The 18,340-nt window shown below is 42.4% G+C and carries 17 protein-coding genes; 6 read left to right on the forward strand and 11 right to left on the reverse strand.

Going from position 1 to position 18,340, the window contains the following annotated elements; genetic code table 11:
- Window positions 1-91: 91 nt before the first annotated feature.
- Window positions 92-868, forward strand: coding sequence for a molybdate ABC transporter substrate-binding protein (modA, locus tag V7L95_RS03400; RefSeq protein WP_254000789.1), 777 nt, complete (start codon window positions 92-94; stop codon window positions 866-868).
- On the forward strand, window positions 868-1,533 hold the full coding sequence (gene modB / locus V7L95_RS03405) for a molybdate ABC transporter permease subunit (protein ID WP_058213607.1): 666 nt from the start codon (window positions 868-870) through the stop codon (window positions 1,531-1,533). Before modA ends, modB begins: the two co-directional genes overlap by 1 nt.
- A 224-nt stretch (window positions 1,534-1,757) precedes the next feature.
- Here the strand turns inward: modB and V7L95_RS03410 are convergent, their stop codons facing one another.
- The 7 genes from V7L95_RS03410 to V7L95_RS03440 all read right to left on the reverse strand — a co-directional run bounded on the left by V7L95_RS03410 (window position 1,758) and on the right by V7L95_RS03440 (window position 10,240).
- Window positions 1,758-2,603, reverse strand: coding sequence for an aldo/keto reductase (locus V7L95_RS03410; RefSeq protein WP_041507765.1), 846 nt, complete (start codon window positions 2,601-2,603; stop codon window positions 1,758-1,760).
- 68 nt (window positions 2,604-2,671) lie between these two features.
- Complete coding sequence (locus tag V7L95_RS03415; RefSeq protein WP_035389396.1) at window positions 2,672-3,541, reverse strand: ROK family protein; 870 nt, start codon at window positions 3,539-3,541, stop codon at window positions 2,672-2,674.
- Between the two features lie 63 nt (window positions 3,542-3,604).
- Window positions 3,605-5,620, reverse strand: coding sequence for a Na+/H+ antiporter (locus V7L95_RS03420; RefSeq protein WP_017359242.1), 2,016 nt, complete (start codon window positions 5,618-5,620; stop codon window positions 3,605-3,607).
- A gap of 320 nt (window positions 5,621-5,940) precedes the next feature.
- The gene (locus V7L95_RS03425) at window positions 5,941-6,552 is read right to left on the reverse strand and encodes a trimeric intracellular cation channel family protein (protein WP_007500242.1); all 612 of its coding nucleotides are present in this window, start codon (window positions 6,550-6,552) and stop codon (window positions 5,941-5,943) included.
- Between the two features lie 345 nt (window positions 6,553-6,897).
- Entirely contained in the window at window positions 6,898-7,311 is a 414-nt protein-coding gene (locus tag V7L95_RS03430; protein ID WP_007500241.1) for a disulfide oxidoreductase, read from the reverse strand.
- A complete protein-coding gene (locus tag V7L95_RS03435; protein WP_008347618.1) occupies window positions 7,308-8,024 on the reverse strand; it encodes a DsbA family protein in 717 nt (238 codons plus the stop codon). The genes V7L95_RS03430 and V7L95_RS03435 overlap by 4 nt, the downstream gene beginning before the upstream one ends.
- Before the next feature lie 116 nt (window positions 8,025-8,140).
- Complete coding sequence (locus V7L95_RS03440) at window positions 8,141-10,240, reverse strand: heavy metal translocating P-type ATPase (protein WP_340967991.1); 2,100 nt, start codon at window positions 10,238-10,240, stop codon at window positions 8,141-8,143.
- Between the two features lie 422 nt (window positions 10,241-10,662).
- On the opposite strand from V7L95_RS03440, the gene V7L95_RS03445 reads away from it, so the two are divergent.
- From V7L95_RS03445 to V7L95_RS03455, 3 genes are read left to right on the forward strand one after another with little or no spacing between them, the layout of a single operon-like run.
- Entirely contained in the window at window positions 10,663-11,406 is a 744-nt protein-coding gene (locus tag V7L95_RS03445; RefSeq protein ID WP_008347622.1) for a metal ABC transporter ATP-binding protein, read from the forward strand.
- The gene (locus tag V7L95_RS03450; RefSeq protein ID WP_007500236.1) at window positions 11,406-12,278 is read left to right on the forward strand and encodes a metal ABC transporter permease; all 873 of its coding nucleotides are present in this window, start codon (window positions 11,406-11,408) and stop codon (window positions 12,276-12,278) included. The genes V7L95_RS03445 and V7L95_RS03450 overlap by 1 nt, the downstream gene beginning before the upstream one ends.
- 13 nt (window positions 12,279-12,291) lie before the next feature.
- On the forward strand, window positions 12,292-13,230 hold the full coding sequence (locus V7L95_RS03455) for a metal ABC transporter substrate-binding protein (RefSeq protein WP_025207974.1): 939 nt from the start codon (window positions 12,292-12,294) through the stop codon (window positions 13,228-13,230).
- Window positions 13,231-13,268: 38 nt separating this feature from the next.
- On the opposite strand, the gene V7L95_RS03460 is transcribed toward V7L95_RS03455, so the two are convergent.
- Window positions 13,269-13,817, reverse strand: coding sequence for a hypothetical protein (locus tag V7L95_RS03460; protein WP_025207975.1), 549 nt, complete (start codon window positions 13,815-13,817; stop codon window positions 13,269-13,271).
- 88 nt (window positions 13,818-13,905) lie between these two features.
- On the opposite strand from V7L95_RS03460, the gene V7L95_RS03465 reads away from it, so the two are divergent.
- Window positions 13,906-14,514, forward strand: coding sequence for a TetR/AcrR family transcriptional regulator (locus V7L95_RS03465; protein ID WP_050826611.1), 609 nt, complete (start codon window positions 13,906-13,908; stop codon window positions 14,512-14,514).
- Window positions 14,515-14,528: 14 nt separating this feature from the next.
- Here the strand turns inward: V7L95_RS03465 and V7L95_RS03470 are convergent, their stop codons facing one another.
- From V7L95_RS03470 to aspA, 3 genes are all read right to left on the reverse strand, one after another.
- Window positions 14,529-15,464, reverse strand: a complete 936-nt coding sequence (locus tag V7L95_RS03470) for a response regulator (RefSeq protein WP_050826612.1) — start codon at window positions 15,462-15,464, stop codon at window positions 14,529-14,531.
- A complete protein-coding gene (locus tag V7L95_RS03475; RefSeq protein ID WP_017368058.1) occupies window positions 15,461-16,777 on the reverse strand; it encodes a sensor histidine kinase in 1,317 nt (438 codons plus the stop codon). The genes V7L95_RS03470 and V7L95_RS03475 overlap by 4 nt, the downstream gene beginning before the upstream one ends.
- A gap of 117 nt (window positions 16,778-16,894) precedes the next feature.
- Entirely contained in the window at window positions 16,895-18,340 is a 1,446-nt protein-coding gene (gene aspA / locus V7L95_RS03480) for an aspartate ammonia-lyase (RefSeq protein WP_035701391.1), read from the reverse strand.

Raw genomic sequence — 18,340 nt, forward strand, 5'->3', positions numbered from 1 at the left:
TTTTCTCTTTTCCTGAAAGCCTATGAATGGTCAAATAAGTTTGATTATAATAAAAGATACACATGATGTTGAATGATAAAGAGGTGTGATCATGAAATATTTATTCGTAACCTACGTCACCATCTGTTTGCTCCTGACTGGATGTCAAACGGAGTCGACGTCATCAGATCAAAGCAAAAAGACAGAACTTGTGATTTCAGCGGCGGCAAGCCTGCAGGATACTTTGAAAGAGATTGAATCTGCCTATGAAGATGATCATCCAAACGTGACACTCACGAATAATTTCGGGTCATCAGGTGCATTGAAGCAGCAAATCGCTCAAGGAGCAAAAGCGGATCTCTTCTTCTCAGCAGCTGAAGAGCCTTTTGATGACCTTGTTCAATCTGGCGACATCGATCAGGATCATACAAAGGATGCCATACAAAATGAGCTTGTCCTCATCGTGCCAAAAGAAGGTTCTTCTGCTATCAAAACCTTTCGCGATGTTCAGCACATAAAAGGAAAGATAGCGCTTGGCACACCTGAATCTGTTCCTGCTGGTACATATGCAAAAGAGATTTTTACAAAACTGAATATATGGGATCAAGTGAAACAAAACGCTGTCTATGGCAAGGATGTTCGTCAAGTATTAAACTATGTCGAAACAGGAAATGTGGAAGCTGGTGTCGTGTATAAGACGGACGCGCTCGTTTCTCGCAAAGTAAAGATAGTAGATGAGGCAAATCAAGACATGCATTCCCCCATCATTTATCCAGTTGGCATTGTCAAACAGACCGAACATATGAAGGAAGCGAAAGCATTTTTTCAATATCTCCAATCAGAACCAGCCGCAGCGATTTTTAAAAAGTACGGCTTTCAAGTGAAATAATGCCGATGTTGACCGAAGATTTTCTTTCACCTATCTGGCTGTCCGTACAAGTGGCTGCTTTCAGCGGGTTATTGGCTGTCGTTTTAGGAACGTCCATTGGTTTTTGGATGGCGCGTACATCTTTCAAAGGAAAAATGATCGTGGAAACGCTCCTCATGATGCCGCTTGTCCTGCCGCCAACGGTCGTAGGATTTCTGCTGCTCGTCGTGTTCGGGAAGCACAGTGTGATTGGACAAGCCATTGAATGGATCTTCCATCAGCCTGTCATCTTCACTTATTGGGCAGCGGTCATTGCATCGACGGTTGTCGCATTCCCACTCATGTATCAATCAGCGAAAGCTGGTTTTTCTACGATTGAGTCAGACATTGAAGGTGCTGCAAAAGTTGATGGTGCGCATTCTTTCCAGGTCTTTGCCTATATTACCGTCCCACTCGCACTGCCATCTCTTCTCTCTGGTGCAGTTTTAAGTTTCGCAAGAGCCTTAGGAGAATTTGGAGCGACTTTAATGTTCGCTGGCAACATTCCTGGGAAAACGCAAACCCTCCCAACAGCCATCTATGTGGCGATTGATTCTGGACGAATGGAACTTGCGTGGGCTTGGACGATTTGTATTGTGATCCTGTCTTTCCTCATGCTGTTGGCTGTGCGCCGAAGCAGGAATTAAAAAATCCCCTTCTCAAAAAGAGAAAGGGGATTCAGATTGTTGACAAAGGGCTAAAATGAACTTGATTTTAGCCCAGCCCTTTGTCTTCTTTTCAGCGTGATAGAAAACCTTTGCAGTCTAGGCATGACGAGTACTGACGCGGAGCGAATTTGACATTCGTGAGCAACAGCACGCACTGACAAAATATGCGAGGGTTTGTCTACACGCTGAGGGGATAATTTTATTTATTCAAACCCAACCGTCATCGTTTCTGGATTAGACCCGACACGTTCGTTATTATTAAGTGCATTGATTTTTTCCATGTCTTCTTGTGAAAGCTCGAAGTCAAAAATGTCGGCATTTTGTTTAATGCGATCTTCATTGATTGATTTTGGAATGGTGACAACGCCGCTTTGCAGATCCCAACGCAAGATCACTTGAGCCACAGATTTGTTGTATTGTGCTGCAATTTCCTTTAATACGTCATGATCCAAAAGCTTTCCTTGCATCAGCGGAGACCATGCTTCAATTTGAATGCCTTTTTCTTTCGCATATTGTCGTAATTCGACAAGTGTCAGTTTTGGATGAAACTCCACTTGGTTCACCGCTGGAACAACCTCCGCATCTTTTAACAGCTCTTCTAAATGCTGCACGTAGAAGTTGCTGACACCAATCGCTCTTACTTTTCCATCTTTATAAAGCTTCTCAAGCGCACGCCATGTCTCTTTAAATGTATCTGCATTTGGTCCAGGCCAATGAATCAAATAGAGGTCTAAGTAATCAAGACCGAGCCGGTTTAAGCTTGCGTCGCATGCAGCGAGTGCTTTGTCATATCCTTGATCTGTGTTCCATACTTTTGACGTAATGAACAATTCTTCTCTTTTTACGCCAGATTCTTTAATGGCTTTCCCTACGCCTGTCTCGTTTTTATAAACGGCAGCCGTATCAATGCTGCGATAACCGTTTCGTATGGCTGCTTTGACGGCATCAACCACTTGGTTGCCGTCCTCCACTTTGAATACACCTAAACCAAACCATGGCATTTCTACTCCGTTATTTAGTGTTACGGTATCATTCAAGCTTTTGACCATGTTAACAACCACCTTTTCATAGATTCCATCTTTTTCATTATCTCATGTTGCGTTTGAAAACTCTATTATCAGGCGTTTCTCTTCGCTTCAATCGCTAGCAGCAAAGCACCTGTCATACCTGCCTTGTCCTCAAGTCCAGGAGAGACAATGTATGTATCAAGCGGCGGCATGTCGACATAATCATTGACATACGCAGCCAGCTTCTCTCGAATGAGCGGAAATAGCTGTTTTTGCTTCATGACGCCTCCACCCATTATAATGCGTTCTGGGCTTAATATCAGCGTGTATTGCATTAATGCCTGTGCTAAATAATCTGCTTCAAGAGACCAAACTTCTTCTTCTTCGGTAAGCTCTTTAGCCGGCTTTCCCCACCTTGCCTCAATAGCTGGACCTGCCGCCAGTCCTTCTAAGCAAGTACCATGCGCTGGGCAGACACCTGCAAACTGATCTGATTCATGCTGCCTGACCAGGATGTGCCCCATTTCTGGATGTGAGTGACCGTGGAGAAGTTCATTTTTCACAACAGCCCCGGCACCAATCCCCGTACCGACCGTGATATACAGACAGCTGCTTAGCCCTTTGGCGGCCCCTTTTGTCAGTTCACCTAATGCTGCGGCATTGACATCTGTCGTAAAGGACACCGGTACGCCTAATTGTTTCTCCAGCTCAGGTATCAACGGGTAATGCTTCCATTCAACTTTCGGCGTATTCATGATGTAACCGTAAGAAGGATCGTCTTTCTGGACACAAATCGGTCCAAAGGAACCGACCCCTAATGCTGCAATTTCATGTTGCTGAAAAAATGGAATAAGTGATTGGATGGTTTTTTCCGGGTGCTCTGTTGGAATGGTTAATTCCTCTATGATATCCCCATGCTCATTACCAATGGCACAGCAGAACTTTGTTCCCCCAGCTTCAATCGCTCCGTAATATGTCATCCTGCCTCTCCCCCTGCTCGTCTCTTTTTTTCATCATAAAACATAGGGGAGAAGATGACAACATCATGTATTGGTCAGTAAGACTGCTTCCATGTCGTTGATATACTCCCTTAAATGATGGGCAATATCACGATTGATTTCGCCATTTTCATATAAGGTTTGGATTTCATTACGAATCGTCTGTACGGCTTGGAAGTTAAGCTCTTTCTTCTTCCGGTCAAACGTACGATCCTTTTGCTGAAAGAAAGAAGGACCATGTTCACAGCGGAATATCACTTGATTGTAAAACCCAATGACTTGATGACACGTTTGTTGATTGTCTTCGGTCATATGGTGCTTAATAGAATCCACCGCAGCTTCAGCCGTTTTCTTACGGATTTGTTTATACGATTCCTCGTTTTCTAATATGCCGCTTGAAATACGCTGATTCGGACGCCATAGTTGAAGCCATTGTAGTAAGCGCAGAAACTTCACTTTTGAGAAACGAATTTTAAAGGAGTTGGAATAGAGCATTTCCAACTCATGAAATCTCTCTTGCAGCTCATACGCTTCTTCTTTGTCGATTTTCTCTTCCTCGATCAACTGCTGAAGTTTCATCTGTTCTGCTTTAATGCCGTGCAGTCTGATTTTTCTCTCTTGTTTTCTCATACCAAACTGGTACGGTTCCCGCTGAATATTTCTCAGCTTCATTCGGTAATCATTGATGAGTGCAAGGGAGACTTCTCGATTGTCTTCATTCATTCCTTCTTTTAGAGTTTTAATGGCACTTCTCAGCAGCTTCCGTTTCGCGTGCTGAATCTTTGTATCTAAGTCCACATCCACTTGCTTATCTTTTTTCTCCGATAAAATAGGCAGCAGCACACTCGCTAAAATGAGTGTACATAAAATGACGCCTGCTGCGAGGAAAATAATTAAATGACGCTCAGGAAATGGTGATCCGTCTGCAAGCGTAAATGGGATGGAGAAAGCACCTGCTAATGTAACAGCACCACGAACACCAGAGAATGTCATCAGCATGGAAGCACGCAGCTTCGGTTTTTTCGCGTTCTTCTTTTTCGATACACTCCAGTTTCCTGCCCAGAACAGCCATACCCATAGGAATCTGAGAATCATCAGACAGAATGTAATGATTAAAATGTAACTGATGACCTGCATATTATTAAAGGCTTCATCTTGGAAAATGACGGTCGATACATCAGGAATTTGTAACCCAAGTAAAACGAAAACAAGGCCATTTAAAATAAATAAAATAATATTCCACGTGTTTGAAGAAGCAATTTGCAGTTTTGCTAAATTCGCTTCCATTCGGTCTTGCTCGATGGCATGTGTCACACCACCGGCAACAACGGCTAAAATGCCGGATACGCCAATTTCTTCCGCTGCTAAATAAATCACAAACGGCGTGAGGATTTGCAGGATGATGTGCATTGTGACATCGTCCATGCCTAAACGGCGGAGAAAGTAGCGAAAACGAATGATAAAAAACGACAGAATAAATCCAGTCAATAATCCGCCAGCAGCAATAAGAACAAAGCTAAAGGATGCCTCTGCAATGGAAAATGCCCCTGTAACCGTTGCTGCAATAGCAAATTTAAAGGCAACAAGTCCTGACGCATCGTTCATCAGCCCTTCGCCTTCCAGCAGTCTCATGATCCCCTTTGGCATATTCACACGGCTGGAAAGTGCACTTACAGCAACCACATCTGTCGGTGATAAAATCGCTGCAAGCGCAAATGCAGCTGGAAGTGGTATGCTTGGAATCATCCAATGGATGGTATATCCCGCGACAATGACTGTCGCAAATACGAGCCCTAAAGCTAATAGAAGAATGGGCGCTCTTAATTTCCACAGCTCGTCCCTTGGGGTACGCTTCCCATCATTAAATAACAGTGGTGCAATGAATAAAACGAAGAATAGCTCAGGATTTAAAGAAATATGTAAACCTGAAGGAAAAGCTGCGACCAATATCCCTAAACCCACTTGGATTAATGGAACTGGAATAAAGGGCAGAAAACGATTGATAATATTAGATGATGCAATGAGTGCTAGTAGTACGAGCACTGCCAAAAAAATCTCCACTAGTACATGTCCCTCCCATTTCATTTTTTCCGTCATGTTTTGCTTACATGCAAAGATGTGTTCATTTCTTTCTGATCCATCCGTTCGATCACGAGCGTTTTTTTAGTATCCCGCAAAAAGTGAAACCAACACATAACAATCCATCTAGGCAAAAAAAGACTGAATCTACATATTCAGTCAAATGACAACATTTTCATCTCGTGTATTGTTCCAATGATGAATAAAGAACCTACTTTTATTTTACACGAAAACAGCTTGACCTGCTGACATCAAGCTCGAATAACAAATAAAAAAAAGAGCGACATCGCCCTTTTTTCGTTTTACCCTTTATTTAAAAAATAAGACCTTGCGGGAAGCCGCCATTTGAATAAGTAGGAACAAACCCTGCATATGACAAGGATGACAAACAGCAGATATAAAGCAAGCTCTCCTTGCGCTAAGCCGAGTCCGACGAGTAAGCCGCCTAGGGCTGCCCATACTGCGTAAATCTCTGCTTTTAGCACAAGTGGCTTTCGTCCTGCTAATAAATCACGCACAATGCCGCCGCCGCTTCCAGTCAAAATGGCTGCCACAATGACCGCACTGAGCGGGAGCTCTCTTTGTACAGCAAATAATGCACCTTGAATCGCAAAGGCTGCTAAACCGATCGCATCTGAGAAATTCCCCCACGTGCTCCAGTGCTTGAGCAAAAGCTTTGGAAATAGAAACACGATCGTAATGGATACAAGGGCAATGGTAAACATTTTGCCCTGCGACCATAAAGCAGACACCGGAAGACCAATTAATAGATTCCGAATCGCTCCACCGCCAAATGCTGTGACAATCCCTAAAATGTACACACCAAGAATATCGTACTCTTCCTCCATTGCGACAATCGCACCACTAATGGCGAATGCCACAATGCCTATAATACTTAAGACTTCCCATGCCATTTTCCGCTTATCTCCTTACCATTGTCTGATCATCTAACACTCTCCCCTTAATGTATATCTGACACAAATGAAAAGCAATACAAATTTTCTTTAAATTTTATCTTTTTGCAAAAATAAAAAATAGCCTGCTTAAAAGCAGGCTCAGATTGTTGACAAAGGGCTAAAATGATCTTGATTTTAGCCCTTTGTCTTCATTTCAGCGTGATAGAAAACCTTTGCAGTCTAGGAAGGACGAGTACTGGAGCGGAGCGAATTTGACATTCGTGAGCACCAGCACACAGGACTGACAACGAATGTGAGGGTTTGTCTACACGCTGATAGCCTGCTTAAAAGCAGGCTATCTCCTCAATCTTCTTTTGCATTTAAAAGCAGCATACTAATGATGATCAGAATAAATGCAATGAGAGCTAAGAGTGGAATGGTGATAAAACCAAACCAGTTCAGATAATCAACGGAACAAGGAATACCGCTTAGACAAGGACGAATCGATGCAAAGCCTGGAATCTTTTGTTCCATATAATGATAGATGGAAAAGCAAGCACCAATTCCGGCCAAAGGGAGAACGTAGTACTTCACTTTGACATCGCCACGGAATGTAGCAATTCCAAGTAAAAGCACAAGCGGATACATGAAAATGCGCTGAAACCAGCACATATCACATGGAATAAACTTCTTTACTTCGCTTAAATACAGGCTGCTCATCGTCGCCACAATCGACACGATCCAAGCGCTGTATAAGTAAATCAGTTTATTCTTCATGATTTTTTCCCTTTCAGCTCTTGATCAATTAATTCTTTGATTTCATCATAGTCATAAAAGTTTTGGACTTGTTTATTGTTAATGAAAATAGTTGGTGTTGCATTTACTTTGTATTGATTCACCAGCTGATCATCTGTGTTCAACTGTGGCTGATATGTTTTCTTTGATAGGTTATCTTTCAGCTTGTCCGTATCAATTTTCGTTGTCTTCTTCGCCAATTCGGTGAGCTTTGCTGGCGTTACCCATTCTGCTTCACTATCTGGTTGTGCGTTGTAGACCGCTTCATGAAATGCCCAGAAGTTTTTCGGATCTTCTTTCCACACTTCTTCAGAAGCCAGTGCTGCTAATACCGCACCGTCCCCATGAACAGGCAGTGGTAAGTTAATAAATGAGAAGGATACATCGCCATTATCTATGTAGTCTGCTTTCAATTTTGGGAAAATGTCTGTCTCAAATGATTTACATGATGGACATTTGTAATCCCCAAACTCGACAACTTGCACTTTTGCCTTTTGATCTCCCATGACAGGCTGTCCTTTAATAGACGGCTTACTGTCGACTGTTTGTGCTTCTTGGCTGTTGTTGTTACCGATCACAACGAAAATACCGATGAGAAGAGCTGCAATGATGGTTAATATAACTGCAAACTTGATGGATGAAGATTGATTATTTTTTTTACTCACAAAAGCACCTACCTTATCTTTTTCATTCATTCCTTCACAAAGAAAAAGGATAACAGCTCAGGAAAATGCCATTATCCAACTTCTTCTATTTTAACAAGAGGGGGTCTATTATGAAAGACGCTATTCATGAATTTTTCCTTACAATTTTATTTCATGACCCTCATCGCATTTAAAACAGCCAGTACAGTGACACCAACATCCGAGAAGACGGCTTCCCACATCGTTGCAATACCGAATGCACCAAGTATGAGGAAGACGGCCTTCACCCCAAGAGCAAACGCAATATTCTGCCATACGATGGCTCTCGTTCTTTTAGCGACAGCAATGGCTTCCGCTACCTTCGATGGCTGATCTGTCATAATCACAATATCAGCCGCTTCAACTGCTGCATCTGAACCAAGTCCACCCATGGCAATACCTATATCCGCTCTTGCCAAAACCGGCGTATCGTTTATGCCGTCACCAACAAACAATAATTTGTCTTGAGATGCTTTTTTCTCATACATGTCTTCGATTTTGGCGACTTTATCCTGTGGCAATAATTCAGTGTGAACTTCGTCAATGCCGATCTGTTGTGCGACTGCATTTCCTACTTGCGCAGCATCCCCTGTAAGCATCACGGTTTGAATGCCCGCAGCTTTTAGAGAAGATATCGCTTCAACTGCATCGTCTTTTACTTCATCTGCAATCAAGATCGATCCCGCAAACTCACCGTCTATTGCTAAATACACAACCGTTCCGCTTCGTTTTTCTTTTTCAAAAGCAATGCCCTCTCGTTCCATCAGGCGATGGTTACCTGCCAATACATGAGCTCCGCGAATTGTCGCTTTGATCCCATGACCCGCAATATCCTCGTAAGATTCGATCTGGCTCTCATCAAGAGACGCCCCGTAAGCCGCCTTAATCGATTCCGCAATCGGATGCGAAGAATGCGCTTCTGCCAGTGCCGCAAAAGAAAGCAATTCCTCTTCTGACCATTTCTCATTCGCTGCTTCGATATGAGTGACTGTAAAGTTCCCTTTTGTCAAAGTACCTGTTTTATCAAACACCGCATAGCGCACAGAGTTCAAGGCTTCTAAGTAGTTACTGCCTTTCACTAAAATACCTCGTTTTGATGCGGCACCAATCCCGCCAAAGAAACCTAATGGAATGGATACAACGAGAGCACATGGACACGAAATGACAAGGAAGACAAGTGCCCGGTACACCCAATCAGACAATTGAGCTGATGGGATGAGAAGCGGTGGTACAAAGGCTAGCAATAAAGCTAGCACGACCACAGCAGGTGTATAATATTTAGCGAACTTTGTGATAAAGTTTTCTGTCTGCGCTTTACGGCTGCTTGCATTTTCGACTAAATCCAAAATCTTCGTAACCGCTGACTCACTGAGCTCTTTTTGCACTTCAATTTCAAGAATGCCGTTTTGGTTCACAAATCCAGCAAGCACTTCTTTTCCTGCTTCCACATCTCTTGGAACAGACTCCCCAGTTAGTGCAGAGGTATCCACAAGAGAATAACCGTCTATCACGCGTCCATCTAAAGGAATTTTTTCACCTGGTTTGACGACAATACGGTCACCCGCTTTGACTTCTTCCGGCTTTACCTTTTTTGTTTCTTGCCCCTTTTTGAGGTTTGCGTATTCTGGACGGATATTCATTAATTCGCTAATTGATTTTCTAGAGCGATTCACAGCTGCCCCTTGGAACAGTTCTCCAATTTGGTAAAACAGCATGACTGCCAGTGCCTCAGGATACTGCTGAATCACAAAAGCACCAACTGTGGCTATGGTCATTAAGAAGTTCTCATCAAATACTTGACCGCGCACAATATTTTTCAGTGCTTTCAAGACAACATCTCCGCCAACTAGTAAATACGCGGCGAAAAACATGATGAACTTCAGTAAGCCATTGTCAGGTATAAAATAAGCCGCTGTTCCAATGACTGCACCACCAATTAATTTCAGTACAATCGTTTTTAAATTCTTTGTTCCATGCTCGTGATCGTGGTGATGTCCTTCTTCTTTTGGTGATACACTCACATGAGGTTCAATGGACTGAACGGTTTTTTCAATACGCTTTGACATCGTTTCTTGTGCATCAGCATGTGTCACAGTTAATGTACCCGTCGCAAAATTAATTGAGCAGGCTTCAACCCCTTCGAGTTTGCTGACGCCTGTTTCAATTTTACGTGCACAGTTTCCACAATCGAGACCGCTTAATACGTATTCATCCTTCATCTTTTTCATGTTCTCACCTTTTTCTATATAAGTAGCCTTCCCTGATTCAATTAAACCTATCAGCTGCTGTAGATATTATATATGAGCACATATTCATATATTGAATTACCCTTATTATATGAGGAGTTCTTACAAACTGTCAATCATTTATAAGCAAATGTTTGAGATTTTTCGTATTCAAGGATGTCACGTGAATTTTCAATAATCCATGCTCATGTCCCCTCTTCGTTGCATAACATAAAAACGATCGCTTGATGGGAATATTCAGCATTTCTCTTTACAAAAGAAGGACATACGATTAGAATAAGATAAAAGTTTCCTCAAGGAAACAAATTAGCGTTAGAGAATCATTTCATCCTTTAGTCAAAATTATTAAATGTATGCATATATTTTTAGGAAACGCAATTGATGATCGAAAGGGGCCGCAAGAGATGTCAAATGCTTTAACAATCGACCGCCTGTATGTCTCATACCACGGACAGGATGCACTAGAAAACGTCTCTCTTTCCATACAGGAAGGAACGATGACTGGAATCATTGGTCCAAATGGTGCTGGTAAATCGACTTTATTGAAAGCATGTTTAGATTTAATTGAAAAGGATCAAGGGGATATTCGTTTTTTTGAACAACCCTTTAAACAAGTGAGAAAACAGATCGCCTATGTACCGCAAAGAAATGATCTAGACTGGACGTTTCCTATCCATGTGCTGGATACCGTACTGCTTGGCACATACCCAAAGCTCGGATTGATCAAACGACCGAAAAAAGAAGACCGTGCCTATGCGTACCATTGCTTAGAAAAGGTCGGGATGCAGGACTTTGCCAAAAGACAGATTGGGGAATTATCTGGCGGTCAGCAGCAGCGTGTCTTCCTTGCGCGAGCACTCGCTCAAAACGCACAGCTCTTTTGTTTAGATGAACCATTTGTCGGAATTGATATGGCAAGTGAAGAAACGATGATCGGCATTTTGAAGGAATTACGAGATGAAGGAAAAACCATTCTGGTCGTCCACCATGACTTAAGTAAAGCCGATGATTACTTCAGCCATCTCGTTCTTCTAAATAAAAAGCTGGTCAAAGCAGGGCCTGTACATGATATTCTTCGTCCTGAGGTCATGCTCCAAGCATACGAAACACAACTGCCATTTTTAAAATCAGCAGGAGGAGACGCGTAATGGAATTCTTAACCGGACTTTTTGAATATGCGTTTTTACAAAAAGCGTTATTTACATCCGTTATGGTAGGGATCATCTGCGGCGTCATTGGCTGCTTTATCATTTTACGGGGAATGGCTTTGATGGGAGATGCGATTTCACACGCTGTACTTCCAGGTGTCGCCATCTCTTATATGCTCGGCATTAACTTTTTCTTTGGTGCGGTTCTAACTGGTGTACTGACAGCCATCGGCATCGGATATGTCAGTCAAAACAGCCGCATTAAAAATGATTCTGCCATCGGCATCGTATTCACTGCTTTTTTTTCCATTGGGATCATTTTGATTACATTTTTGAAAAGTTCCAGCGATTTATATCATATCTTGTTTGGAAACGTACTAGCCGTTCGTTCATCTGATATGTGGATCACGCTTGGCATTGGCATTTTCATTTTGCTGGCTGTCATTGTTTTCTACAAAGAACTGCTCATTAGTTCATTTGATCCAGTGATTTCTTCGGTTTACGGTTTACCGAATCGCATGATCCATTATTTCCTCATGACCTTATTGACCTTAGTGACCGTGGCGTCTCTGCAAACTGTAGGTATTATTCTTGTTGTTGCAATGCTTATTACACCAGCTGCCACCGCTTATTTACTGACAGACCGGCTATGGATCATGATTTATTTATCTGCTTTTTTTGGAGCAGTTTCAGCCGTCGTAGGACTTGGGCTCAGCTTTACGTATAACTTATCGTCTGGTGCTTCCATTGTGCTGGTCGCGACCATATTATTCGGCAGTGCCTTTATCTTTTCACCGAAACAAGGGATATTGTGGAGATCCTTAAAATCGAAGCGAAAACGAACACAGTTAAAAAAGGAAGCGTCTATGTAAAAGGAGGACATATATGAAGAAGGTATTAGCAATCCGTTTGACCGCAGTATGTATTGCCCTTTTGGTCATCGCAGGCTGTTCTACTCAGCAAAAGAGTTCCGGAAAAGATGACGGTACATTAAAAGTTGTCACGACCTACTCCATTCTTTATGACATTGTGAAGGAAGTAGGCGGACAGCATGTCTCTATTCACAGCATTGTTCCCATTGGTACAGACCCACATGAATTTGACCCACTACCAAAGGATGTTCAGTATACGACGGATGCAGACCTTGTTCTATCTAATGGCTTGAACCTTGAAACAGGGAATGGCTGGTTTCAAAAACTGCTTGAATCGAGCGGCAAGGACGGAGATGATGCACCTGTAGCCGAGCTGAGTAAAGGCGTCAAAGTGAAGCATTTGTCTTCAAAAGGGCTTGAAAGCCAGCAGGACCCACACGCATGGCTGAATGTCGAGAATGGGATTCTTTATGCGCAAAATGCCAGAGATGCGCTCATTCAAGCAGATCCTGAGCATAAAGAGGATTACGAGAAAAATGCTGAAACCTATATCAAAAAACTTCAAACGCTTCACGATGAAGCAAAAGACAAGTTTGATCAACTCCCAAAAGACAAAAAACTCCTTGTCACAAGCGAAGGGGCATTCAAATATTTTGCGGATGCGTATGGACTGAAAGCCGGCTACATTTGGGAGATCAACACAGAAAGTGAAGGAACTCCTGGACAAATGAAGCGCATCATTCATTTTGTTAAAGACCATCAAGTTCCTGCCCTTTTTCTTGAAACAAGTGTAGATAAGCGCAGCCTTGAAAGCCTATCTGAGGAAACCGGAGTTCCGATTAAGGGGAAAGTATTTACGGACTCTATTGGCAAAGAAGGTGAAGATGGGGACAGCTACTATAAGATGATGAAATGGAATATTGACACCATTTACAAAGGATTGTCCTCATAGCAAAAAGACAGGTGGAATGAGTCCGCCTGTCTTTTTTGTCAACCTGCTATATTTTCCGGGTGTTTTTTCGGCCAAATGACGTAGCTGATGCTAATGATGAAATCAATGGTTAAGACCATCCCCCACACACTGACAAGCTGCATCAGAGATTCCGTTCGTTCTGGTGCTTGGATGAGATAGGTCAATCCATATAACAGCCCCGCTCCGATGACATAAGAGATGAAATGACGCGTCCAGCCCACCATCTCATACAAAGACCGCTCCTTCCCGTACTTTGGTTTTCCCTTCGGCTTAGGGCCTCCTGCAAAACGATAAGCAAACTTAGCATCCGCCCATTTCACCATTTGATGTCCAAAGGCAAGGCTCACACCAATATAAACAGCCGCAAGCCCGTGAATGACGTTCGCCACAGCCCCTTGCTTTAAATCTATATAAGTAGCCGCAAGAAGGATGAGATCTAAAACCGGCGTACAGACAAGAAAGAAAGCACCCCATTTTTTCTGTTTAAACACATAACGCAGTGTTAAGCCCATAAGAATAAACAGCCAAAAACCAATTTCACATGCCACAATCAATAAACCGACCAATTTCCCCACATCCTTTTTAACACGATTGTATTAAATAAAAAATAACACAACTGTGTTAAAAAAACAATAGCTGTGCTAAAATCAAGGTATGCCAAAAATCGTCGATCACCATAAACAAAAACAAAAGGTCGCTCAAGCTGCTATGAGAGTGATTAAACAAGAGGGATTGGAAAGCGCTTCTGTACGAAAAATAGCCGTTGAAGCTGGCATTTCAGCCGGCTCTATGCGTCATTATTTTTCCACACAGCAAGAATTATTTCTATTCTCCATGAATTTAATTCAGGAAAGAGTGAAGGAGCGAATTGCTAAGCTTCCATTAAACGGTTCAACAGAGGAAAATGTATTCACTTTATTGGAGCAGGTTCTTCCACTAGACGAAGAACGAATATTTGAAATGGAGGTGTGGCAGGCTTTTACAGTCAAGGCACTGACTGAACCAGATTTACAGCCGCTCAATGCAAAGATGTATGACGAGCTTTTTCAAACCGTTCAATTTTGCTTAATGAAATTGAAAGAGGATGAGCTACTGCTAGATCATCTCGATCTTTTATTAGAAACTGAGCGGCTTTATGCGGTCATCAATGGGCTTGCATTGAATGGAATCGTACAGCCCCATCGTTTACCGCCACAGCTCATGCGCTCCGTGCTACAGATGCATCTTCAATCCATCACAAAAAAAGACATGCTCTCCTTATAGAGAGCATGTCTTATTTAATCTTCCATGAAAATACGTTTCGCCTCGTAATAGAGCACCTGTACAAATTTCTTCACATTGATACGTGTGTGCTCTTCTCTTCCACTTTTCTCTTTTGTGAGTTCACTCATTTTCTTACGCACAATGGTAAAATCGAAAAATTTTGATGCATAGTTTTCAAAGGTTGGGTGAGAAAAATCGGTTAACCCGAGCGAGGCGATGTGTTTCAATGATTGGTTGATCGCACGTCTTACCCGCTGTTCCGCTGCTTTTGCTTCTCTTGCGATGTCTGCTGATGTAAAAGGTTCGTTTAATTTATCCTCTGTGATGCCAGTGAAAATTACTTTTAATGAAGGAAAAGAGTCGTGCTGATCGGCATGTAACGCTAAATACTGATCTGTGAAAAGAATCATATCTAGTAAATCCTTAGACCCTTTTTCGCCGACAATCCCAAGCTCCGCCAGCAAAAACTGACCTGCCTCTGCAAGACTTTTCCCACGCTGCTTCGTTTTCGTGGTCTGTCCGCGCTGCTGGAACTGCATGACCGATTTGAGCGAATGCTGAATATTTTCAATTGAGTGCTCTAAATGCAGACGTTCAATCATGAGGTGGAGCACACTTAAGACCTCTACCCGATTGATCGGCTTTGTCACATAATACTCGACACCGAGCGTATATGCCTGGCCGATGAGTTCCTTTGTTTCTACCTGTGACAGCATTAAATATTTCCCATGAAATTCATCCTTGATCGCTCGAATCGTCTCAAGACCGTCCCTTTCCGGCATCAGAAGATCAATACACAAGATATCAATATGCAAATCATTTAAGTAGCTCGCTGTTACTTCAGCACCATCCTCTGCTTCCCCTGCCACAATGCCAAGCTCTTCATCTTCAATGAGCTGTGCCAGTGAAGAACGAACGGCTTCATCATCATCAACAATAAAAAATCTCATCTCCCATTCCCCTCTTTTCTGCTGACTTGATCAATTGGTATCGTTAAAGTGAACATCGTTTGTTGATTTGGGATACTCTTCATTTCAACACTTCCGCCAAGCTTCTCGGCTGTGTCTTTCACATAGGAAAGACCGATGCCGCTTGATGGGTTCCCGGCTTGGTCGTATTTTAAAGTGAAGCCCGGTTTAAAGATCACATGATGGTTACGCTCTTTAATGCCTGGACCGTTGTCACTGATTTGAAAAATTACATCATTCTCTTTCCGCGAAATGGATAGTGATACCTCTCCATTTACTGGAATCGCTTCAACGGCATTGGATACAATGTTATTTAATAAAGATAGAATGGTATACACATGATAAGCAGGGTGCTGTCCTTCTTCATCATAATGAAAAACGATGTGTTTTTTAAGAGATTCCGCGTAATTTTCATGGATACGAATCACAAGTCCAGCGATATGAGCAGGACTTGCATACTCCTGAAAGTTTTCCTCATGAATCAGTTTTGATAAGGCAGAAAAAATCCGCTGATTATCCTTTTTGATTTCGTGTACCTCACCTGCAATTTGCAGGGCTGTTTTTCCGAGTTTTTTTAAATCTAATGATTCCGTATCCTTTGCATGATGCAGAGATTGATACAATTGATATGAAGTAGCTGTAATGTGCTCAGCATGTGCAAGGGTTTTATAAAAATATGTAGATTCCGTATAAAGATTCGACAGCAGCATCAACAGGTGTTCCTTTTCCTTCTTCATTTGGCGCTCTCTCGCCTGTTCTTCGTATAATCGAATCATCGTATAACAAGCCAATACGAAAAAGCTTCTGAAAATCGCCAATACAAATAGTTGAAACAGCGTTCTCACTGTTAAAATTTCATCAATGGCTCCCCTGAGTGCAATCATTTCGACTACACTTGCACATAGTTCCATGATAATCCCTGTCGCCCCAATGAGCCAAGGCTTATCACGGAAACGTCTGACCTGTAATACATAAAAAAGCGTACCATAGACGACGTAATACAGCAGGGAAGGAAATCTTAAAGAAACGGCCTCTTCCAGCGCTAAGTGGCCTGACACAGCGGTATCAAGAAGCACCCGGAATGCAAACACTGATCCCCCCGCAATGATGCCGCTTGCCCATGCCGGGAATTTTTTCATTTGAAGCAGGATAAAGAAAAAGACAACGGTTCCAAAGCTGACCCGAAAGCTATCCTCAAATGGATAAAATTTCAGCTCTCCCCCAATCGGAGTCAGAACAATGAGCATGATAATTAAATAAGGCTCTGTATTCAACCATTTTTTCAGTAGATTCAAACGCAGTCACATCCCTAATAATTGACGATAGTATACTATGTGAGCTTCAGAAAAACAAACAGTCCATGAAAAAACGCACACCGGACATTTGTCGGTGTGCGCTTCTCATGATGCCGCTTAATCTTCTAAACGATCCTTTTCTAAAAGTGATGCGCCAGCAATACCTGGTTTTGTCATTTCAAAAGGATTTAAGATCACATCAAGCTCTTCCTCTGATAACACATCATTTTGCAGACAAAGCTCACGTACAGATACGCCTGTAAGAATCGCTTCTCTCGCAATTCGTGCAGCAGCTTCATAACCAATATGCGGATTGACCGCCGTCATGACACCAGCACTCTTTTCTACATATTCTTTTAATCTAGATTCATCTGCTTTTAGGTCACGCAAACAGTTATCGACAAAGGATTCAAATACATTTTTCATCATACTGAGAGACTGTAGTAAGTTGAATATTAAAACTGGCTCCATGACGTTCAGTTCAAGCTGACCAGCCTCTGATGCAAGGCAGATCGTGTGGTCATTTCCAATGACTTGGAATGCCACTTGGTTCATGACCTCAGGCATCACTGGGTTGACTTTCCCTGGCATGATAGATGAACCTGGCTGTCTCGGCGGCAAGTGCAGCTCACCAAAGCCTGCTCTAGGACCTGAAGCCATCAAACGAATATCGTTTGCCATTTTGGACATATTCATCATACATACTTTCAGTGCAGCTGATACTTCTGTATAAGCATCTGTATTTTGCGTAGCATCGACTAAATCTTCTGCTCCAACTAACGGCAATCCGCTAATGTCAGCTAGATAACCAACGACCTGGCGAATATATTTAGGATCAGCATTCAGTCCTGTTCCAACTGCTGTTGCGCCCATATTGACTTCATATAAATGCTGTCTAGACTGCTTGATTCGTTTAATATCACGAGCAAGAACCTTTGCATATGCACTAAACTCTTGACCAAGTCTGATTGGAACAGCGTCCTGAAGATGCGTACGTCCCATTTTGATGACATGATCGAATTCTTGCGCTTTTTCTGTCATGACTTGATGCATGTTTTCCATCGTATAAAGTAGTTTTTCAATCATATTCAATGTTGAAATATGAATCGCTGTTGGGAAAACGTCGTTTGTTGACTGCGACATGTTCACATGCGTGTTTGGACTTAGCTCAGTATAAGCGCCTTTTTCCTTTCCTAGTAGTTCAAGCGCTCTGTTTGCAATGACTTCATTGGCATTCATATTCATTGAAGTGCCAGCTCCGCCTTGAATTGGATCGACAATAAATTGATTGTTCCATTTTCCTTCAATCACTTCATCTGCGGCTTGAACAATTTTTTCTCCAAGACCAGCATATAGTCGCTTTGTATCCATATTTGCAAGTGCGGCTGCCTTTTTGACAATCCCTAATGCTTTGATGAGTTCCTCATGAACATGGTAGCCAGTAATTGGAAAGTTCTCTACTGCACGTAATGTTTGAATTCCATAATACGCTTGAGTGTCTACTTCCTTTTCACCTAGAAAGTCTCGTTCGATACGAACTTGCTTGTCCTGTAGCTTCGTCAT

This window comes from Bacillus sp. PPSBB_11 (assembly GCF_038023285.1).
Lineage (GTDB): Bacteria > Bacillota > Bacilli > Bacillales > Bacillaceae > Bacillus > Bacillus altitudinis.